This window comes from Streptomyces minutiscleroticus (assembly GCF_014650875.1).
Lineage (GTDB): Bacteria > Actinomycetota > Actinomycetes > Streptomycetales > Streptomycetaceae > Streptomyces > Streptomyces minutiscleroticus.
In genome coordinates, this window is the sequence record NZ_BMVU01000087.1 from 1 (window position 1) to 20,792 (window position 20,792).

The 20,792-nt window shown below is 69.7% G+C and carries 17 protein-coding genes and 2 pseudogenes; 8 read left to right on the forward strand and 11 right to left on the reverse strand.

The window, feature by feature from the left end:
- Positions 1-199: 199 nt before the first annotated feature.
- Positions 200-2,023: a serine hydrolase gene (locus tag IE271_RS37215; protein ID WP_190194902.1), complete on the reverse strand. Its 1,824-nt coding sequence runs from the start codon at positions 2,021-2,023 to the stop codon at positions 200-202.
- A 147-nt stretch (positions 2,024-2,170) separates the two neighbouring features.
- Positions 2,171-2,581, reverse strand: coding sequence for a MerR family transcriptional regulator (locus IE271_RS37220; protein WP_190194903.1), 411 nt, complete (start codon positions 2,579-2,581; stop codon positions 2,171-2,173).
- A 201-nt stretch (positions 2,582-2,782) separates the two neighbouring features.
- Here IE271_RS37220 and IE271_RS37225 point away from each other — a divergent pair, with 201 nt between their 5' ends.
- On the forward strand, positions 2,783-3,712 hold the full coding sequence (locus IE271_RS37225) for an alpha/beta hydrolase (protein ID WP_190194904.1): 930 nt from the start codon (positions 2,783-2,785) through the stop codon (positions 3,710-3,712).
- Between the two features lie 241 nt (positions 3,713-3,953).
- On the opposite strand, the gene IE271_RS37230 is transcribed toward IE271_RS37225, so the two are convergent.
- The 4 genes from IE271_RS37230 to IE271_RS37245 form a co-directional block, all read right to left on the reverse strand.
- Positions 3,954-4,433, reverse strand: a complete 480-nt coding sequence (locus tag IE271_RS37230) for a hypothetical protein (protein WP_190194905.1) — start codon at positions 4,431-4,433, stop codon at positions 3,954-3,956.
- Position 4,434: 1 nt separating this feature from the next.
- Positions 4,435-6,009, reverse strand: a complete 1,575-nt coding sequence (locus IE271_RS37235) for a hypothetical protein (protein ID WP_229919844.1) — start codon at positions 6,007-6,009, stop codon at positions 4,435-4,437.
- A gap of 600 nt (positions 6,010-6,609) precedes the next feature.
- On the reverse strand, positions 6,610-8,313 hold the full coding sequence (locus IE271_RS37240) for a hypothetical protein (protein ID WP_190194906.1): 1,704 nt from the start codon (positions 8,311-8,313) through the stop codon (positions 6,610-6,612).
- Complete coding sequence (locus IE271_RS37245) at positions 8,313-9,725, reverse strand: site-specific integrase (protein ID WP_190194907.1); 1,413 nt, start codon at positions 9,723-9,725, stop codon at positions 8,313-8,315. Before IE271_RS37245 ends, IE271_RS37240 begins: the two co-directional genes overlap by 1 nt.
- A 133-nt stretch (positions 9,726-9,858) precedes the next feature.
- Here IE271_RS37245 and IE271_RS43705 point away from each other — a divergent pair, with 133 nt between their 5' ends.
- On the forward strand, positions 9,859-10,884 hold the full coding sequence (locus tag IE271_RS43705) for a hypothetical protein (protein WP_308435246.1): 1,026 nt from the start codon (positions 9,859-9,861) through the stop codon (positions 10,882-10,884).
- Positions 10,881-11,357 carry a hypothetical protein gene (locus IE271_RS37255; RefSeq protein ID WP_229919846.1) on the forward strand — a complete coding sequence of 159 codons (477 nt, stop codon included), beginning with the start codon at positions 10,881-10,883 and terminating at the stop codon, positions 11,355-11,357. Before IE271_RS43705 ends, IE271_RS37255 begins: the two co-directional genes overlap by 4 nt.
- On the opposite strand, the gene IE271_RS37260 is transcribed toward IE271_RS37255, so the two are convergent.
- Both IE271_RS37260 and IE271_RS37265 read right to left on the reverse strand, forming a co-directional pair.
- A complete protein-coding gene (locus IE271_RS37260) occupies positions 11,344-13,650 on the reverse strand; it encodes a tyrosine-type recombinase/integrase (RefSeq protein WP_229919847.1) in 2,307 nt (768 codons plus the stop codon). The genes IE271_RS37255 and IE271_RS37260 overlap by 14 nt on opposite strands.
- A 157-nt stretch (positions 13,651-13,807) precedes the next feature.
- Positions 13,808-15,025, reverse strand: coding sequence for a tyrosine-type recombinase/integrase (locus IE271_RS37265; protein ID WP_229919848.1), 1,218 nt, complete (start codon positions 15,023-15,025; stop codon positions 13,808-13,810).
- Between IE271_RS37265 and IE271_RS37270 the strand changes: the two genes are divergently transcribed.
- The 3 genes and pseudogenes from IE271_RS37270 to IE271_RS37280 all read left to right on the forward strand — a co-directional run.
- Positions 15,011-15,160, forward strand: coding sequence for a hypothetical protein (locus tag IE271_RS37270; RefSeq protein ID WP_190194908.1), 150 nt, complete (start codon positions 15,011-15,013; stop codon positions 15,158-15,160). The genes IE271_RS37265 and IE271_RS37270 overlap by 15 nt on opposite strands.
- A pseudogene (locus IE271_RS44140) lies at positions 15,157-15,503 on the forward strand (hypothetical protein); the annotation flags it as partial. The gene IE271_RS37270 and the pseudogene IE271_RS44140, both read left to right, overlap by 4 nt.
- 1 nt (position 15,504) lies before the next feature.
- Positions 15,505-15,651, forward strand: a pseudogene (locus IE271_RS37280) (AAA family ATPase); the annotation flags it as partial.
- A gap of 131 nt (positions 15,652-15,782) precedes the next feature.
- Here the strand turns inward: IE271_RS37280 and IE271_RS37285 are convergent.
- Positions 15,783-16,448 (reverse strand): response regulator, encoded by a 666-nt coding sequence (locus IE271_RS37285; RefSeq protein WP_190194909.1) that lies wholly within the window; start codon positions 16,446-16,448, stop codon positions 15,783-15,785.
- 23 nt (positions 16,449-16,471) lie between these two features.
- Positions 16,472-17,674 (reverse strand): sensor histidine kinase, encoded by a 1,203-nt coding sequence (locus tag IE271_RS37290; protein WP_190194910.1) that lies wholly within the window; start codon positions 17,672-17,674, stop codon positions 16,472-16,474.
- Positions 17,675-17,816: 142 nt separating this feature from the next.
- On the opposite strand from IE271_RS37290, the gene IE271_RS37295 reads away from it, so the two are divergent.
- A complete protein-coding gene (locus IE271_RS37295; RefSeq protein ID WP_190194911.1) occupies positions 17,817-18,971 on the forward strand; it encodes a glycosyltransferase 87 family protein in 1,155 nt (384 codons plus the stop codon).
- Positions 18,968-20,131, forward strand: coding sequence for a glycosyltransferase family 4 protein (locus IE271_RS37300; protein WP_190194912.1), 1,164 nt, complete (start codon positions 18,968-18,970; stop codon positions 20,129-20,131). The genes IE271_RS37295 and IE271_RS37300 overlap by 4 nt, the downstream gene beginning before the upstream one ends.
- Before the next feature lie 32 nt (positions 20,132-20,163).
- Here the strand turns inward: IE271_RS37300 and IE271_RS37305 are convergent.
- Positions 20,164-20,792: transposase (locus IE271_RS37305; protein ID WP_190194913.1), on the reverse strand; the 629-nt coding region annotated here is incomplete at its 5' end.

The following is a 20,792-nucleotide window of genomic DNA, read 5'->3' on the forward strand; positions in this document are numbered from 1 at the left end:
CGGCTGCCCAGGGGGATCGGGCGCGAGAGGGCTCTTGTGGCGCGTCGGCGAAGCCTCCGCGCGCTGGGATGGGGCGGGCGGCTGCGGGGCCGCCTGGAGGGCCACCAGAGGGCTTCCTGGACTTACATGGATTGCTTCGGGCCCGAAGCCGCATGAGGTATCTCGGGTGCGAGTAGTGAGGCGCGATGCGGGCGGTGCGTCAGGCGTCGTTCGCTGCGGTGGTGTAGTCGTCGTAGAAACCGCGGCCGGTCTTCACGCCGAGGCGGCCGGTGTCGACGTATTCGTGCAGCAGTCGGCGGGGGCCTTCGGGCAGGTGCGGATTCTCCGCGGCGTAGTGGTTTTCGATGTCGAGGACGACGTCCAGGCCGACCTGGTCCATCATCCGGAACACTCCGAGCTTTGCGCCGGTGTTCACCTGGAACATCGCGTCGAATTCCTCCGGCGTGGTCACCCCTTCGGCCACGACCTGCAGCGCCTCGCGCTTGATCGCGGCCCAGACCCGGTTGAAGATGAAGCCGGTGCTTTCCCGGCGGGCCTCGAAGGGGTGCACTCCGTAGCGCGGCAGCTCGTTTTTGAGCCGCTCGATGATTGCGGGGTCGGTGGCCCCGTCGCTCATCAGGTCGACCGCGTTCTGCGCCGGGGGCATGTAGAAGTGCATGTTCAGCACCCGCTCCTTGTGCTCCACCCGGTCGATGAACAGGCGGGAGGCGTAGGAGGAGGAGTTGCTGGCCAGGATGGTGTCGGGCGGGGCGATCCGGTCCAGATCGGCGAACAGGTTGCGCTTGAGGTCCAGCCGCTCGGGCACCGCCTCGATGACCAGCCAGGCGTCGTCCAGTGCGGCTTCCAGTGTGTCGACGCCGACCACGCGGCCCTCGGTGGCGCCGAGCCGGGAGGCGACCACCCCCGGCAACTCTGCGGCGATGTAGTCCAGGGCCGCTGCCCGGACGTCGGCAGACAGGTCGTACAGGCGCAAGATGGTCATGCGCCGGTCGAGATCCACGATGATCATCGAGCCGCCCCAGCCGCCCCAGAACGCGATCCTGCCCTCCGGAATCCAGGACAGGGTGTCCTTCCTCGGCAATGCGAAGCCGATACCCCAGCGAGACGGCAGGCCGTTGACGAGGTCGACTCCGTCCGCCTGCACGTCGAAGATGAGGTCGATCGTCTTCTCGCTGAGCAGCCGGATGCCGTCGACCTGGCCGCCGCGGGCGAGCGCGGACAGGACGCGTGCGACGGATCGGGCGTTGCCGTGGCCGTTCGCCGCACCGATGTCCGCGGCCCGCCAGGCCGGGGTGTTCGCGGTTGCCGCCGCCACCGCCGGGCCCGTCAGGGTCTTGTAGGCGGGACTGGCTGTCGTGAGGGCGGCCGGATCGGACGGCGGCGGGGGCGGCGGCACGATGTCCGCGACCCGCGTCCAGTCCGCTTCGGCTGCGCCTGTCTGGAAGTCCGCTCCCAGCGGGCGAGCGACCTCCTCGGCGACGAACTGCCGCAGGGACCGGCCGGTGATCCTGTGCACGAGTTCCCCGATGAGGTGCCCGTAGTTCATCACGTGGTAGCCGGAGGCCGTGCCCGGCTTCCACCACGGTGTCTGCGCGGCCATCCGGGCCGCCGCGCCGGTCGTGTCGTACAGGTCCTCCACGGTCGCCGGCTGCTCAAGCCCGGAGACGCCGGAGGTGTGGGAGAGCAGATGGCGGACTTCGACGTCCCGCTTGCCGCCCGCGGCGAACTCGGGCCAGTACCGGGCCACCGGCGCGTACACGTCGAGTTCGCCCCGGTCCACCAGCGTGAGCGCAGCGAGACTGGTGACGGTCTTCGTGATCGACCACACGTTGGTGAGGGTGTCCTCCTCCCAGGCGGCGGTACGGGCGACGTCGCGGTGCCCGCCCCACAGGTCCACGACGCGCTCACCGTCGATGTCCACGACCAGCGAGGCGCCGATCTCCTCACCGGATACGAGGTTCTGCCGCAGTGTCTCCCGCAGGCCCGCGAAGCGGGGCTCGGACGTTCCGTGGAGTGTGGTCATGGCGCGCTGTCCTTCGTCGATGTTGCTGGCCGCGGCCCCGGTGTGCCGGGGGTACGCCGCCGTGGCGGCTCCGGTATGGATGGCCGATGCCGTCAGTGTCCGGGGCTGACACTGGTGTGAAGGTCAAGCGGTGCAGGTCACGCGCTTTCAGACGCTGGCCTCTTCGGTGCGGCCTGGTGTGTGTTCCTGCTGCCCGTTCGTCTCGCGCAGGGCCGCGAGGTAGTCGGCGATCGCGTCCCTGTTGCGGGTCAGACAGTCGATGCGTGTCGTCAGGCGAGCCTGCTCGGCTTCCAGGAGCGCGACCATCTCCGGTGTCAGGCCGGAGAAGCGGATGCTGCTGTGCGGGGTGGAGATGCACGGCAGGATCTGCTGGATCAGGCGGGTCGGCAGACCGGCTTGCAGCAGGTCCCGGATCTGCACAATCCGCCCCAGGGCGTTTTCGTCGTACTCCCGGTAGCCGTTCTCGGAGCGACCGGGCACGAGCAATCCCTTCTGTTCGTAGTACCGCAGCAGTCGCGGAGTCGTTCCCGTGTGCTGCGCCGCCTCTCCGATGTGCATGTCCTCGATCTTAGAAGACCGTCTCCATAGGGCCGTGACCTGCACGGTTTGACCTTGACATCAGTGTCAGGGACGGACACTGACGACGTTGGCGAGGCCACCGGAACCGTTTCGGCGACGACCACCCACAGGACATGTGTCTTGTCCGTGTGGCGCACCGGGGCCGCGCGATCAGCGACATCGACGAAGGACGTGAGCACCATGAACTTGACACCAGAGGCCACAGCGCTGCTGGGACGCTGGACGCAGGCGGCCAGCAGCATCGCTCCCGCGCTTGCGGGGGAAGGCGACCTCTCCTGGGCGGAGGTGCGGGAGTCCTACGGCAAGCAGCTCGCCGCCGCCCTCCCGGCACCGCAAGGCGTAACCTTCGAGCAGACCGCGCTCGACGGCGTGCCGGCCATGCTGGTGGTGCCGGAGGAAGTGACCGATGACCGGAACCTGCTCTACATCCACGGCGGAGGCTACGTACACGGGGCGGTCGAGGGCTACGTCGGGCTGACCGGCCACTACGCCAAGCGCCTGCGGGCCCGGGTCTACGTGCCCGACTACCGCCAGGCACCCGAGCATCCCTTCCCCACCCCCATCGAGGACGTGTTCACCGCCTACCGGGCGCTCCTCGCGGCGGGGACCGCTCCCGAGAAGATCGCGATCTCGGGCGACTCCGCCGGGGGCGCGATGGTGATCACCATCATGCGCAAGGCACGCGCCGCGGGCCTGCCGCTGCCCGTGGCGGGCGTGGCCATCTCGCCCTGGGCCGACCTGACGCACTCCGGCCCCTCGGCACGCAGCCGCGCCCACACTGACCCCCTGTGCGGCGTGGACTTCCTGGAAGCGCTCGCCCGTTCCTTCCTGGGCGACGCGCTGCCGACCAATCCGGACGCCTCCCCCATCTTCGCCGACGTGCGTGGCCTGGCCCCGACACTGATCCAGATGGGGGAGAACGAGGTGATGCTCAGCGGCGGTGTCACGCTCGCCGACCGGCTCGCCGAACAGCGCGTGCGTACCACCCTCGAGGTATGGCCCCACATGTTCCACGTCTGGCACCTGCTGGCCGGCCACATGGCCGAGTCCGACGAGGCCCTCGATAACGCCGTCTCCTTCATCACCCGGGAGTACGAGCGAGCGCGCTGAGCCGGCACCCCCACGCATCCCGGCCTCCCGGCTCCGCCTGTCCCACCCTGTGGAGGTGATCCTCGGCTTCCAAGGCTTCGGGTGCTGCGGGCGTTCGATCGCCACCTCGGTCATCACGAGTCCGTCGTCGATGGCGCGTCGGTGCCCGCCGGGATGCGGGCGCGAGGCAGCGGGGCATCACCTGGCTCAACGCGGTCAACGACCAGGTCACGGGCATCGGACAGATGGCTGTGGTGTGACATCAGCGGCGGGACAGGGGGATGACGCTTCCGGTGTCGTCCCCCTGCTCGTTGTCGCAGGCAGGGCCGGCGTGCGTACGGGCGAACGTACTCAGCTCGCGGCGGAGACGCTCCAGCTCGTCGTCCTTCGCGGCGAGGACCGACAGCAGCCGACGGTGCTGCTCCTTGAGGAGGGCCAACTCGGTTCTGGTGCAGGCGAGTTTGCTGGTGAGCCGCTGGTTCAGGTCCCGCAGCCGGCCGATGCGGGCCTCGCGAGGGTCGGGCTGGTGCCCGGCAGCCCAGGCCGCGGCCCGTCGCTTCTCGAACTCGTCCTTGAGGTGGCCCCAGGTCCGGTAGAGGGCCGCGCGGGAGATCCCGGCCTCGCGGGCGAGCGTCTTGACGTCGCAGGCCCCGCCCTCGGGGATCTGCCCGGCCAGCAGGCGGTCGACGGCTGCGCGGATGCGCCGCTCGACCTGCTCACGCTGGGTCTGGCCGAGTGCCATGTCATCCGGCCTTTCCGGCTGCCTTGTCGATCTCTTCGAGGACGCGCATCGAGCGTTCGTGCTCGGTCTGCGGGCGCTTCTTCTCCCCGGCCGGGACGCGCGGGCTGGCCAGCAGGACGGCGCCGTTGTCGGCCGCGGCCTGCCAGACGGGCCGGTGGACGAGGTGGTGAGTGGCCTGCGGGCAGCGGGCGCTGTCGCAGAGCCCGCTCAGCGGGCCCGCCGCCCCCTTCGCGCCGGCGAGCTTGAGACACAGCGCCTTCGCCGGGTCCTCGAACCAGCAGTAGTTCGCCGCGGCCAGGTGCAGCACCGACGCCTTCTGCTTCAACAGCAGCTCGATCTGCCGATCGGTGACGACCTTCGCCGGGCCCGGCTCGTGATCCTCCAACTCCTCCTCGACGGACCGGAAGAAGGTCAGCAGGGCGTCCGCGCCAGGTCCGGCGGGAAGCTGACCCTGCTGGAACTGGTGGAAGGCCTCGACGGTCCGTGCCCGCTTCTCCGTGTCCTCCGCGGTCTTCCACTCCTGATGGAAAACCGCCTGGGCTCCCCCGGGACGGGCGGTGCAGCCCTCGGTGGTGGCCACCCGCAAGTGCTTGAAGTGGACCTTGGCGGCGAACAGGCCCCCGGGCCGGGCAGCCATCTCCAGCGACAGCGTGCGCCGCAGACTGCGCGGATGGACCGGGTCGTCTGGGATCGGCTTCAGGCCGTGCCGGGCGCCGGCGGGCGAGGCGACCCACTGTCGCAGCCAGTTCATGGCGCCGCGGCTCTCGAAGGTGCGGAAGCCGCCGAACAGCCGCTGTCCGAGCCCGGCGTCGGTGAGTTGCCCGGCCAGAGCCACGATCCGCGCGACCTCTTCGATCACGACCCATTCATCGGGCTCACCGCCCCAGCGGCGCCCCTTGACGACCTTGCCCACCAGCCGGTGCCGGACCAGGTCCGTGCCGTTCTCCATGTCGGTGCGGAGGCATCCGACCGTCAGCTCCATCAGCTCGCTGGAGCGCATGCCGGTCAGCGCCGATGTCGCGACCAGGCAGGCATGAGCGACGACACGGATCAAGGAGGCGGCCGGGAAGTGCGCCAGCGGCAGGGACCACGCGATGAGCTCACCGTTGTCCGCCCGGGGAACCTCGGGAGCGTCACGACACCACAGGTACTCGGTGCCGACCTCGGCGACCGCCGCCTCCAGCGCCGGACGTGCCTTGACCAGCAGGGCCTTGCCGATGTCCCGGTGTCGGGTGGGCCGCAACAGATCCAGGAAGTTGACGTGCAGCAGCGGGTCCTTCGGGTCCCACCCTCTTCGCAGCCGCTTGGACACCACCCAGCTCTCCAGCCGCGGCAGCGGCCGGCCGTGAGCGAGGTGCTCATCCACGAGAGCGCCGAGCACGCCCGCGTCGTGGAGGTTGCGCGACGTGATCTGCTCGCGTGCCCGGCGCTCCGCATGCAGCGCGGTCCGCAGCTCGACGACGTGCGGGCCGAGGACATCGACCAGGTGCAAGCAGGCGGTCAGCAGCGGGTCCAGGACGTCGTCGTCCAGCGGCGCCGTCTTGATCACCGCCTGCGGCCGGGCCGGCGCCCCCACCACCTCCCGCGGGGAGCGTTTGCCCCCAGGGGCGGAACCCGTCCCGGTGACGGTCGGCAGACAACAGACCGCCGTAGTCGGTGATCTCCTGCATCGCCGAGACCACAGACCGCAGCGAGCTCGCCGCCTTGTTTCGGACGGCGGCTCCCGTCGCGCGGTCCCGGACCACGCCGTACTCCTGCAGGAACGCCTCGCAGTGGTCCTGCGTGACCGCCGCGAACGTACGGACTCCTCGCCTGTGCAGCCAGTTCAGCCAGAACGTGAGGTGATAGATCCGCGCATGGATGGTGCGAGGGTGTCGTGGGATGCGGCGAGCCTGCGGCAGCGCCAGGACACGCTCGTCACGACTCGCGACCCAGGCCAGGGCGAGTTCCTTGGCGACGACCCGCCATGCCGGATAGGCGATGCGGTCGAAGCGCCAGGTCTTCTCCGCCGGCGTCATCTGGGCTGGGGCATCCGTCCAGCCGGCCAGCGACCACACCTCGTCCTCGAACCGCGGCCGCGGGCAGCCCGCCCGCCAGGCGAGCCGGGCGGTGGCGGCGACATCGGCCCCCGAGAACACCGATCGGGAAGGCCGTCCGCTCCACTCCGGCAGCAGGGTCATGAGGTGAGCTCCTCGGCCCGCAACGGGAGTTCTGCGTTCTCATCGCGGACTTCGCGCTCGGCGGCCGTGACGGCGGCAGGCGCGAAACGCGGGAGGATCTCCGCCGAGAGGCGACGGGCGTATGGGGCGAGCGTCGCGGCGAACTGCTCGCGCGGCATCTCGCGGAACTGCCGGGCGAAGTAAGCCTTCAGCCGCAGCAGATTGGGCAGGTGACGCGGCGCGAACAGCGCCAGCGGACACAGCAGGCAGACCCAGGGCCGGGCCGGACACGGCTTGCCCCTGGGGCCGTGCAGCCCGGCGAGCTGGTCGCCGCAGGCCCCCGTGAACACGTCCCGCTCACCGGCGAGTAGTTCGACCAGGACGTCGTCCTCAAGTCCGAGACGGCGCACTTCCTCCGGCAGCCGGGCGGCGCTGACCGCGTCGTCGACCACCACTGGCGCGCTCGCCCGCCGCAGCAGATCGCCCTGTGCGTCCCGGGCAATCTCCTCGACCACCGCCCGCTGGGCCGGGGTCGCGGCCGACAGGTAGTGGTCGCCCTCGACCTCCGGGGAGTGATTCGGATCGATCGTCGCCCGCGTCGACCACCGCCGCTGCCCCCGCTGGGCGATGAACGTGGTCCGCAGTCGACGCCGGTCGATCCAGAGCGGTCCGCCCTCCTCGGAACGCAAGTCATGGGCCGCTACCCATTTGCGCAGCACGAAGTCCGCGCAGGTCGCCGCCCCGACCTGGTGGCCCTGCTGCGTCACCAGCCAGAAACGGTCGGCCAGTTCGCTTGGGGCCCGCTCACGCAAGAGGGACGAATGCCTCTGCCACCGCTCCAGCAACCGCGACGCGCGAGCCGACAGCACCAGGCTCTCGTCCCCGGTGCGGCCCTTGGTGTAGGAGAGAAGCGTCGCCTCCTTCCCGACCCAGCGGATGCCGGAGACCTGCATGCCCATCAGCCCGTCCGGGACGACACCGGTCCAGCCCGCGAGCAGCAGCACGTAGGGAACAGCTTGGTCGTGCGAGGGGAACAGGGCCCTGCGGACCCGATGGATGCCGCGGTGCCGCGTCATGAACGCCGACCTCGTCATGCCCATGTGCTCGGCGACCACGGCCGTGGTGACGGGCCCGATGCGCGACAGCAGCCAGGCCGCGTTCACCTCGCTCCACCCGCCGACCGTCGGATCCTGCCCCGTCTCGGCAAGCGCGACCATCGCCTCATGCCGTTCCAGTAGCCGGCGTACCTCCTGCTTGCAGAGGTCCATGAGCCGGTTCCACTCCGCCGGGGCGTAGGGCGGCAGCGGCCCGTTGAGCACCGGCCGTTTGTAGTTGATGCCGAACACCATCTGCCGCACCGGCTCGTCCAGCACCCGGCGTTGCAGGTCAAGAGCACGCAGCAAGGCCCGGGTCCGGTACTCGACCAGGTAGTGCGAGCGCAGCCAAAACGTGCTGAGCACGGGCCGTGTCAGGTCGGCCGCCGACCCCTCGAAGCCGTCCTCGGCCAGCTCACGGACCATCCGCCGCAGCGTGTAGAGGAAGCTGCTGAAGGTGGTCCGCTTGCCGAGCGGCCCGTGGGGATGCACCGAGGCGGCCAGCCCTTCGGCCAGATCGGCCGCCAGCCGGGGGTTCGGCAGGTCCCCGATCTCGACGACGCACGTCTCCTCGCCGGGCAGCGACAGCTTCAACGCGAGTGGCTCCCGCAGCAGTTCGGCCGGCATCAGAACTCCTCGTCGAACTCGGCGGCCGCGGCCGCATCGACAGACCCGCGGGTCCGTTCCCAGGCCGCCCGGTAGATCCGGTTCACGTCCAGGCGCTTGAGGTAGACCTCCGTGGTGACCACGCTGGAGTACCCGAGCAGGTCCCGCAGGATCAGCAGCGGATCGGCTTTTAGCAGGTAGAGCGCGAGCCCTGCCGTGTCGCCGGTGGCCGCGGCGAGCTCGGCGGCCTGCCGGTAGTGCCCCTCCACCAGCTTCTCCAAGGTGGCCATGGCGAACGTGTGCCGGCATCGGTGCGGCGCGACGTCCGGGAACCGCGGCTCGAAGCGCTCACGGATCCGGCGCGCGGTGCGGCGAAACTGCGTTCCCCAGTCCACGAAGGGCCGCCCGCCATAGCTCAGCGCCAGCAGCAACGACCCGCCCTCCGGGCCGACCAGCCGCACCCTCTCCTCCGGCCGCAGGCTCGACCAGCGGGTCCGCCGGCCGTTGATCCGCCCGCCGTGGAAGTCCGCTTCCTCGACCACCAGCGGGTTTCTCGGCCGCCACGGCCCCCGCGCCATCTCCCGGTCCAGGGCGATGTAGGAGTGCAGCGCCGCGAGCGCCGCGTAGTCGATCCACGTCCAGCGGAACTTGCGGCCCTTCGCCCCCAGCTCTGGCACCGCCCACGGAATCGGCACCTCGGTCGGCTCCGCGGGCAGCGGAGGCACCTCGTGCACCAGCAGGTAGGTGAACTCCCGGCTTCGCATCCCGGTGCCGAGCACCAAGCCTCCCATCGCCGCGTTTCGGCCCGGGAACCGGCCCCGGAACGTCGCATCGTCCAGCCCGTCCGGGCCCAGCCCGGCCAGCCCATGACGGAACAGGTCGGCGAAGTCCGGCGCCAGGTACTGCAACCTCACGTGCGGCTTGGGCCGACGCGTCCGGGCCCGGTTCCGCCGGGTCTCCATGAACCGGCCCTGCATCATCCGCTTGCCGACGGCCACCGTGAACGGCGCCGCCTTGGCCAAGCCCTCCTCCTGGGCCCAGTCGTAGAACCGGCTGAGCGCGGTGACCTGCAACTCCCAGGAGGAGGCTTCAAGCCGCTCGTCCACCGGCCCCGACAGGCAACGGTCCGCGTACGTACCCAGCGCGGCCACCAGCTCCTGCCGCGTACCGAACACCGCGACCCCATGCCGCCGCAGATGCGCCAGCCAGTCCCGCGCCGCCAGGGCGTACGCCCGCCACGAATTCGGCGATGGCGCCCCGCGCGACGGCAGCGTACGAAGCCACGCGTTCACCGCCCGCGTCGCCCGCGGCCCGTACGCGTCCTCGAAGAGGAAGTCGTCATCGACCAGCACCGGCATCCGTTCAGGGATCAGCGGCTGCCCACCAAGCCCCCACGACTGCCAGCCCTCGACAGAGAAGTAGTGCACCAACACGGAGCGGGACCGTAGGCCCGCGACACGACCCTCATCAACTGCTAACCCCACGCCAGATCAACGGGAGTTGAGGAATGCGAGACACGCAAACAATGCAGCAACAATCTGGGTCCAGAACGACTTCTGCGCCCGCGTGAAGGGGGCCTCCGACGACGCTCCGGTCACCTACGAAGACCCGGCCACCAAGGAGAAGACCACTCACGGCACCGCCGACGGCCGCAAGGCGTGCCTGCACCACTGCGTCACCTACACCGCCACGCAGGCGATCGTCGCCGGACTCGGAGCCCGCGCGCTGGGCATCCGGGTCCACCCCGGCGCGGCCGCGGCCGCACTCGCCCTGTCCTTCGGCACGCACTACATCGCGGACCGCCGGGTGCCGGGCCACGGGGTTCTGGAGAAGCTCGCCGACAAGACCGGCAAGACCAACTTCTACAAGCTGGCCTCGCACGGAATGAACGGCGCCTTCCACCTCGACATTCTCTGCACCAACGGTGGGAGCCAGGGGCGGCAGGTTTTATGGGGCGGGCGTGGCCGTAGGTCCCTGGACTTCCAGGATGACAGCCGTGCCACCGATGGTCCGGTCCTCGTGCATCGTGATCGTTTGGCCGGGCTGGAGGTGTCGCCACTGCGAGGGGTCGAGGGGTGCAAGTCGCACCGAGGAACGCTCGCCGGGCCCCAGTGTGGGAGTGAACTCGACCCACAGGAGTGCGATGTTGAGGTCCTCCTCACCGGTTGGAGTGCGATTTCCGATGTTCCACATCGGCCGCAGGACACCGGCTCCGGAGAAGTGTGTCTGCCGTCGGTTCTCGTTGGCTGGCCGAAGCGTGAGGTCGGCGCGGATGATCCCATTGCCAGCCTCGTAGCAGCGCCAGTGGCACCAGGCCGCGCTTCTCTCCATCCGCATCTGCTCGGCGGCCGTGGCGAGGCTTTCCCAGAACTCGAGCGGAAGCGGGTGGACGTCGCCGAGTTCCTCCAGGACTCCGAGGGCCACCTCCCACTCATCCTGGGCGAGGTGGTCCCAGATGTCGTTGATCGTGATGTCGTTCTCCGTGGCGATCTCTGCGGGGACCAGCAGGGAGGCGGCTTCCAGCAGCTCGGGGACGTCCATGCGTTGATTCTGGACCACGGTCTCCTGGTGGCGGCAGGAGGTGCACGATGACCTCCATTGAGCAGATCGCGACCCCGGCGACCTTTGGGGCGGTGTGGGCGGTTCTCTCCGTCGGTCACAACCTCGCGGACCATGTGATCGGGCAGACCGACCAGCAGGCCGGGAACAAGGCGGCGCCGTCAGCGACGGAGGTCGCCGACGGCGTGAGCCCGCGGCAGGGCTGGGGCGCGTGCTTGGGACACGTCGCCCAGTACCACGTGGTCATGGCCGTGATGCTGGCCCTGGTCTGGGCCGTCCTACCGCTCCAGATGTCCTGGACCGGTCTGGCGGCCGGGCTCGTCGTCTCGGCGGTGACGCACGCGTTCTTCGATCGCCGATGGCCGGTCCGCTGGCTGCTGGAGCACATCGGGTCGAAGGGCTTCGCGGAGCTGAAGGCCGCGGGGATGAACGGCATGTATTTGACCGATCAAGCCCTGCATCAGACCGTGCTCCTCGTCTCCGCTCTCCTGATCACCCTTCTGTGAGCTGGGGATTCTGATGAGGAACTGCGGGAAGTCCGAGCGAGACGGGTCCGGTTCGCTCGAAGCGGCGGGCCTGTTCTCGCTTGCTTCTCAGAAAGGTGAGGGTGAGGTCGAGGCCGTCGATCTCACCTCGCCAGTCCTCGGCGACGGCGCGTTCACGGCGGGCGAGGAGGTCCTCCTCCAGTTCGTCCAGGCGAGGCAGCATCTTCGGGTTGATGCTCAGCATCGGGCAGCGGATGCAGGCGTGTTCGTGCTGGCAGGGAGTCCCGTAGGGGCGTCCGCAAGAGCCGAGTTCGACCCGGCGCTTGTCGAAGTGCTCGTTGAACTCCGACCATTCCGTCTCGGACGGCTTGCGGTACTCGCTCTCAGGCCGCTGAGCCCGTCGGCGGTCGAGGAACTGCTGGTAGTGGCGGACCACGTCCTCGTCGAAGACCGCGACGTAGCCACGAGTCGTCTGGATGTTCAGGTGGCCGAGCAGAGCGGCGCCGATGTGAATGGGCAAGCCGCTGTTGACCAGCTCGGTCGCGAAGAGGCGGCGGAAGTCGTGCGGAGCGAACTTCACCTCGGCGAACCGCGGATCGGTTTCGATCAGTCCCTCGGCGGCCCGGCGGATCATCCGCCACATCGTCGTGGTGGACATCGCCCGCAGTCCCCCGGCGTGCACGTTCTGGAACAGGTAGGGCAGCGGCTCGCTCCAGACCTTTTCGTGCAGGTCGTAGCGGACGCAGATCGGAACTGTGCCGTGCGCGCTGATGTGACGCCGGATGATCTGGGCGATGACGTGGAACAGCTCCGCAGACATCGGGATCACCCGTTCCCGGTCGCTCTTGGATGGCGTGATGACGAGCAGGGCGACGACTTCCCCGCTCGGGCGCTGATAGTTGCGCACGCTCAGGTGGGTCAGCTCGGTCAGTTCCTCGGCGCGCAGGCCAGCCAGGCGGAGCGTCTCCACGATCGCCCACTGCCAGAACGCCTGGTTCTCGGTGTGCGTGAGCTGTACCAACTTCCCGGTTGCTCGGTTCACCGCTCGGATCGGTGCGGTCGTCGGGTCTCTGCGCTCGGCGTCGATCTTCGCGGAGACGCGCTGCCACCCGGTCCCGTCGACGGTGAAGTGCTCGCCGAGCCCGACCGCCCGGGCGCTCTCCAGCAGGGTGCGTTGCCGCTGCCACTGATCGGTGACGTGCTGGGACAGGATCGGCAGCAGGGGCTGGCGCTCCCGCGTGCGGTTGGCCATCCGCTCCTGGACGCGGCGCCGGCGGACATGGAACCAGCGCAGGTCTTCATCGCGGATCGGGCAGGGGGCCACCCACTGGGCCCAGCGTTCCGGCTCTGCAACCGCCCAGGTGTGCAGGTCCAGGTAGAGGGCGCGGACCGCGAGGAAAGGGCCCTCGATGTGCAGCCGGGGCTTGCCGTCCGGCCGGACGAGCAGGCTCTCCTTCCAGTGGGTGACCGCCTCGGGCGACAGCCGCAGGTCGGCCTGGTCTGGGTTGAACTCCTCGATCACCCTCCAGAACAGCCGCACGAGGTTGGTAACCAGGGAGGTGAGGGTGGAGTAGTCGACCTCGACCGAGCGCCGACTGATGTAGTGGATCAGCAGGTCACGGACATCCTGGTTGCGGATCTTGTGCTTGTCGACGAGCTCGGCGACAGGACGCTGACCCTTGACCACGGCGGCCCGCAGTGTGCGTGGGGTCGAGGCCGGGAAGTGCACCATGTCGGAGAGGATCGGCCAGGCCTGGGTGGCGGCGAAACAGCCGTCCCCACCCGCCTCGCCGGACACAACGCCGTACTTCCTGGACTCCGTCGCGTAGTGGAGCAGGGCCTCCGGGGTCAGGTCGGCGAAGTCGATCCCGAAGACGGTCAGGGGGACGATCACGTCAAACTGTGCCCGCTGGATCGACTGGCGGCTCACCTTCAGCGACAGGGTTCGCTCGCAGAACTCCTCCAGCACGGGGTCCTTTGCGATGGTGCGGAACCAGCGCAGGTAGTGGGAGAAGCGGTAGGAACGGAACGCCAGCAGCGACGGCTGGATCAGGCGCATTGCGAAAGCGTGGCCCGCGAAGGTGTTCATGGTGCTCTTGATCGCTTTTCCGCGGCCCTTGTAGATGTGCTCGGCTCGTCGTCCCCGCTCGTTGAGGCCAGCGGCCTCCCACCTCGCCTGCCATGTGGCGCCGGGGAACTCCTCCAGGTGCTCCAGCAGCCGCTGCATCTCCGTCGTCCACTTCGAGACACCAGACCCGATCCCCAGGACCGTCCCGGCCAGTTCGGCGACGTCCTTGATGGGAGCCGTCGACAACTCGCCCAGAGGCCGGGGTGGATGGATGGGCCGTGGCGGAGGTGCGGGCTCCACTGCGGTCGGCTTGAAGCTGAAGTCCCGTTCGTAGGTCTCCAACGAATGGCGGCGGACCCGTCCGGTGGTCGGGCCCTTCACCCGGGCGCTGTTGCCCGCCTGACTACCGGGCACCGAACACCACCGCCACGTCCTGCGGGTCGTACTGCTGAGACCACGCGGCTGGCTGAGCCGGGCGGCCATAGTGCTCGGCGAGCTTGTCGACCAGGTCCTCCAGGCCGACCACGGTGTAGAGGGCGGTGGTAGTGACGTGCGCGTGCCGAAGGATCGTCTGCACCTCTGCCAAGGTCATCGCGGTATCCCGGGCGAACCGGGTCGCTGCTGTGTGTCTCGCGTCGTGGAGCGTCCAGTTCATGCCCAACTGCTCGGTCGCCCGCTGGAGAATCCGCCGGGCCGCCCAGTAGGTCAGCGGACGCGTCTCACCACGGCGAGTGCGCCAGACCGGCCCGCCGTCGGGCAGTCCGGAGTCGTCGAGGTAGGCCGCCAGGTAGGCCAGAGCCTCGGGCGAAACCGGCACGGGCTGCCGGTCGCGGGTCCCCTTGGAAACGACCCACAACCGGCCCTTCTGCCAGTCGACATCGGCGAGCCCGACGCCCAACAGCTCGGTGGCCCGAGCCCCGGAGGAGACGTAGCAGGCCAGAAGAGCCCGGTCCCTGGTGCACCGCATCTGTGCGAACAGCTCCTCCCACTGGCCGTCGGGAATCGCCCGCGGCTGACGGACCGGGACCTTCGGCCGCAGACGGCCTCGGCGGTGCCTGCCGGGAACCTCCAGCGGCGAGCGGTGCGCGAGCGTCGCGCGGCGGGCCCGGTTCTCTGGCACCGGGTTGAGCACCGGACCGCGCCCGAAGTGCAGGTGGAAGGCGTAGAAGCCGTGCACCGCCGACAGGCTGTGCGCGATCGTCGCCGGGGCGTATCCCGCCGCCAGGACCCGCTTGCCGGTCGTCGGGTTCACCGACCCGGGCGGGAAACCGCCCTCACGACGCCTGTGCCGCTGCGAATTGCGGGCCGACCGCAGCCAGCCCACCATCGCGGCTGCCTCCGCCTCCGTGGCCTGCTCCCAGGCGACATCCACGGTCCACAACACCCGGAACCAGCGCAGCAGGTCATACGCGTAACTCCGACACGTCAACGGGCTCACGTCCCCCAGCAGACGGTCCCGGAGATAGCTGCTGACCGGCTCGACCTCACGCCCCGCACCATCCACCACCAGCCACGGCAACGACACCGACGTACCAGCAGCAACCGCCCCGATCCTCGACAGCCGTACACGGCCGTCCATCAGGTCTCGATGTACACGGGAGAACTCATGCGACAACGACATGCCCAGATGTTCCTGACGCACCACCATCAAGTCGAGCCGTGGCCTGAGTTAGTGCAGTCAACTGACCACTCCTGGCACCACGGCTGGGAGACCGTCGCCGCGCTCATAGCCACGACCAAGGCCACCGCCCGGTGACCGTCTGGCCACGGACGCGACTGGAACACGTACGCGCCTCGGTCGGGATCGCTTCGCTGGCCCTCCAGCAGATCGAGGACGACCTTCGTGCCGACGACGTCGACCAGGAGGAGCTCGCCGCGATCCTGCGCGAGCTCATCGAGGACACCGACCCGCCCGGCGGGTTCATGGCGGCCGTCGCGCAGCTGCTTACCGCCGCCGCGCGTCGTGCCGAGCAGGTCGAGCCGGACCGCGACGGCGACGCCTCGTGGCCCCTGCACGAGGCCGCCGCCCTGATCACCGACAACGCCGGGCAGCGCCTCATCTGGGCTGCCCGCGCCCTCACCCGCAAGGAGAGATCTCGCATGACCGAGCTGATCTACCCGCAGATGCCCGAGCACAGCCTGGTGGTCCTGATCGGCCCGTCCGGCGCCGGAAAGTCCACGATCGCGCGCACCTGGCCCGCCTCCCAGGTCCTGTCCCTGGACGCGTTGCGCGAGGTCGTCAGCGACGGCTTCTCTGTCAAGTTGAGCGTGTTGAGGAACTTCGCGCGAAGCGGGCTGGGCTCCTCATGAGCCATGAGGGAGTGAGTGCGGTGGGTCATGTTCGCTGCGGAGACCCGGTAGACCGAGGAAGAGGTCGCTCAGTCGGCCCCGCCTCCTACCCGCGCCAGGCCTAGCTCATAGGCCGCGATCACGGCCTGCGCCCGATCCCGTAGCTCCAGCTTCGTGAATAGCCGGTTGATGTGGGTCTTCACAGTGTGATCCGTGATCGTGAGACGGCTCGCGATCTCCGCGTTGGACAGCCCTCGAGCGATCAAGACGAGCACCTCCGCCTCACGTGCGGTGAGCTCTCCCACGGAGTGAACCGGCAGTCGCGAGGTCCGCGCATGCACGAACTCGCCGATTACCCGCTTGGTGATTTCGGGTGAGAGCAGGGCGTTCCCGGCCGCTACCACTCGCACCGCGTGCAGCAGTTCAGGGAAAGTGGCGTCCTTGAGCAGGAAGCCGCTCGCCCCGGCTGCGAGCGCGTCGTACACGTACTCGTCGAGGCCGAAGGTCGTCAGGATCAGGACCTTGGTCGTGCTTTCGGACCCGGCCAGGATCTCGCGGGCCGCCTCGATGCCGTTCTTGCGCGGCATCCGGATGTCGAGGAGCACGAGGTCAGGCCGGGTCTCGGCGGCGATGCGTACCGCCTGCACGCCGTCCTCGGCCTCGCCCACGACCTCGATGTCCTCCTGAGTGTTGAGGAGGTTGACGAAGCCCGTGCGGACGACCGCCTGGTCGTCGGCGACCAGCGCCCTGATCACACCCGTCTCCTTCTCCGTGCCGATCACCTGGTCCCCCAGGGAAGCTCCGCCTTCACCAGGAACCCTCCGTTCGGGCCCGCGCCCGCGCTGAGCCGACCGCCGACCAGGGCCGCCCGCTCCCGCATTCCGGTCAGGCCGTGGCTCGCCCCGGTGCCCGGACCGGAGATCGGGCCCGGGCCGTCGTCGTGGATGCGCAGCGTGAGCAGTTGGTCGGCGCCGTAGCCGATCTCCACCACGGTACGGGCGCCGGGCGCGTGCTTGCGCGCGTTGGTCAGCGCCTCCTGGGTGATCCGGTAGGCGGACAGCTCCCACGCGGCGGGCAGCGGCACCCGTTGCCCGGTGATCTTCAGCTCGGCCTTGCCGCCCACCGCCCGGTGCTGCTCGATCAGTTCGGCGAGATGGTCGAGGGTCGGCTGCGGGGCGGTGAGGGCCATGCCTGCCTGGCCCTGGGGGCTTCGCAGGACTCCGAGGAGGCGGCGCAGTTCGGCCATGGAGGAGCGGGCGGTGCTGGCGATCTGCTGGAAGCCTTCACGGGCCTCGGGGGTGAGTCCGGGGGTGGTGTACGTGGCGCTCTCGGCCTGCACGGCGATCATCGACACCGAGTGCGAGACGATGTCGTGCAGCTCACGGGCGATGGCGGCCCGCTCGGCCTCGGCGGCCTGCTGCCGCTCCATGGCGATCAACTGGGCCTGTGCCAGGTTCCGTTCCTTGCGGGTCTCCTCCCGGGCACGGACCGCGTCACCCATCATCACCGCCCCGAAGATGACCACGGTCAGCAGGAACGACTCGGCGAACAGACTGAGCGAGCCTTCCTCCCAGAGCGCGGGCACCGGCAGGTCCATCCGCGACCAGGTGTTGATGTGCACCAGGTTCACGCACAGGGCCCCGAGCGCGGCGCCGGCGACGGTCAGCGCGGGGTGCAGTACCCGGTTGCGGCCCAAGGTGTAGCAGCCGATCAGTCCGCTCGCCATGATCGAGACGTACAGGTTGACGGCCCCGGCGAATCCGAGCAGCCCCGCGGAGACTGTGAGCACCGCGACAGGCGGGAAGGACCGCCGCCACATCAGCGAGGCGGAAGATACGAGGACCCCGGTTACGGTGGTCACGGATCCGGGATAGACGATCAGCTCCGCCACGGCACCGACGGTCAGGGCACCGCCGGTGACCCAGGGGTAGGCGGGCCCGGCGATCCAGACGCGGAACCGTTGTTGCAGGGACTCACTCATACGTCCATGGTCCGTGCCGGCGTGGGTACGCGCGTCACCGCACGGGTTGAGCCTGCGGCCGGATGTCATGCCACGGGTTGAGCCCCAGGTCCGGAGTCTCGGTTGACGCCCTCCCACCTGCGGATTCCTACCGTCGATGGTCATGGCGAAGAGACTTGAACGGTACGTGCGGCACCTCCGGTACGTACGTCCCGAGCGGTACGAGCGGTACGCGTGGGCCGGCTGCGCGGTCGTCGCGCTGGGACTCGCTCTTGCCTCGGATCTGGGGCCGCACCGGGTGTGGGGGATGATGGCGGGGGCGGGCTACGTGGTCGCGGCGGTCCTGGCCTGCGGTGCGCGCTCCCGCCCCGCCGCCCGGGTGGTCGCGGTGGCGGGGGCCGTCGTGGTGCCGCTCGTCTCGCTGGTGACGGCCGGACTCGGGCAGCTGGAAGTCACGGTCGTCGAGCGGTCGGGACAGCTGCTGCTCACGACCGGCAGTCCGTACGTCGCAGACCCTGGGGCCGTCGCCGAATTCAATCCCTACCTGCCCGGGATGGCGCTCTTCGGTGTGCTGCCCGGGGATGCGCGCTGGTGGCTGGGCGGCGCCTTCGTGGCGGCCCTCGCCGCGGTCAACCTGTACCAAGCATGGTTGCTCGCCTGCCCTCTGGTCGCGCTGCCCCTCGCGGTGGGCGGGATCGATCTTCCGGTCGTCGGCCTGATGTGCCTCGGGGTTGTGCTCGCCGAGCGGGGGCAATCGGCTCGGGCGGGGCTGGTGCTTGGGGCCGCGGCCGCGCTCAAGTGGACGGCGTGGCCCGCGCTGCCCGTGGCGCTGGCGCTGGTCGCGGTACGCCGGGGCGGTCGGCCCGCGCTGCGGTACACGGTCATGGCCCTGACCACCGCGACGGTGACGGTGCTGCCCTTCGCCCTCGCCGACCCCGTCGGCTTCTACCGGAGCGTCATCGCCTTCCCGCTGGGCCTCACCGACACCGCCTCGCCGGCCGCGAGCCCGCTGCCCGGGCTGCTGCTCGCGACATACGTCCCCGGCGGCAGGGTGATCGCGCTCGCTCTCCTTGCGGTGAGTGCGCTGCTGATCGCCGTGTCGCTAATAGTGCGGCCGCCGGTGACGGCACGTGCGGCGGCCGCCCGGCTCGCGCTCGGTCTGAGCCTGGCGATGGTCCTGATGCCTTCGACCCGCTTCGGCTACCTGGTCTATCCGCTGACGCTCGGGGCGCTTGCGTACCGGATGCAGCAACGCGGCATCACCACTGCTACCCCCGTCACCCCTGTCACCCCTTCCAAGAAGGAGGCCGCCGTATGACGCACGGTTCCAGCCCTCGCACACTGATCGTCACCAATGACTTCCCGCCCAGGCAGGGCGGCATCGAAACGTTCGTCCGTGAACTGGCCGATCGCTTCCCGCCCGACGAGGTGGTCGTCTTCACCTCGATGCCGAGCCCGGTCACGGCGGAGTCGACACCCGGCCAGTCCTTCCCGTACCCGGTGATTCGTCACCGGGTACGCACCCTCCTGCCCACCCCCCAGGTCACCACGCATGCGGCAGCCGTGGCCCGCCGGTACGGCTGCGACCGGGTGTGGTTCGGCGCGGCAGCACCGCTCGGCCTGATGGCGGGCCGACTTCGGCGGACGACGGACATCCGCACCGCCGTCGCCACCACGCACGGCCACGAGGTGTGGTGGGCCCGCACCCCCGGAGCCAGGGCCATGCTGCGCCGCATCGGTACAGAGGTCGACGCCCTCACCTGGCTGAGCGCGAGCACCCGCCGGCCGATCGAGGCGGCCCTCGCTCCCGGGACCCGCACCGCACGCCTGGTCCCCGGCGTGGACACCACGACCTTCCACCCCTGCCTGGACGGCGGCCCGGTGCGGGCCCGCTATGGCCTGGGCCGCCGCCCGGTGATCCTGTGTGCGGCCCGGCTGGTTCCGCGCAAGGGCCAGGACACCCTGGTCAAAGCGCTGCCCTGGATCCGCAGGGTGCTCCCGGACGCCATGCTCCTGCTGGTCGGCGACGGCTCTTACGCCTCCGAACTACGCCGACTTGCCCTGGCCGAAGGCGTCGTGAATTCGGTTGTCTTCGCAGGCGGCCACCCCCACCACGCCCTCCCCTCCTTCTACGCCGCCGCCGACGCCTTCGCCATGCCCTGCCGCACCCGCAGACGCGGCCTGGAGGTGGAGGGCCTGGGAATCGTCTACCTGGAGGCCGCCGCGTCCGGCCTCCCTGTCCTGGCAGGTGACTCGGGTGGCGCCCCCGACGCGGTACGCGAGGGCGAGACCGGCTACGTCGTCGACGGCCGCTCGGTGGCGGCGACGGCGGACCGCCTGATCAGACTTCTCCGCAATCCCGGGCTCGCCCGCGAGATGGGGGTGAAGGGACGCCACTGGGTTCAGACGGAATGGGGCTGGGACAGCTCCTACGCGACTCTGGCGGGGCTGCTCCAACCAGAGGGTGCAGCGGAGTGAGTGGGTGTTTCATCCCGGTGATGGCGTCTCGTTCAAGGTGTCGGGTCTCGCCAGGTTGGTGTGGATTCTCCGGTCAGGCGGCGGGTCATGAGGTCGATCATGCGGAGTTCGATGAGGGCTTCGGAGCGGACGGTCAGCGTCTCGTGGTCACGGGCCAGTCTGCGGAAGATCATGAACCAGCCGTACGTTCGCTCGATCACCCACCTTCGGGGCAGCGGAGCAAACCCTTTTGTGCCGGGGATGCGTTGGACGACTTCGAGGTCGATGCCCAGGTGGGCGGCGCGCTCGAGGACGGTGGTGCGAAAGGCGCTGTCCGCCCACACTTTGCGCAGGCGGGGGTGGGCGGCATGGACGGGATCGAGCAGGTGCAGGGCGATGGCGCTGTCGGAACGGCCGGCCGCGGTGACCAGCACGGTGAGGAGCAGGCCGAGGGAGTCGGTGACAACTGCGCGTTTCCTGCCGACGATTCTCTTGCCGACGTCCGTGCCCTGACTGGCTGCGGGAACATTGTTGGAGGTCTTCACGCTCTGGGTGTCGAGGGCGCCGGCGCCGGGCTCGACGGCACGGCCCTGGCTCTGGCGGGTCAGCCGGTGCAGGAAGCCGTGCAGTTGGTGGAGGACGCCGTCGCGCTGCCAGTGGGCGAAGTACCCGTAGACGGTGG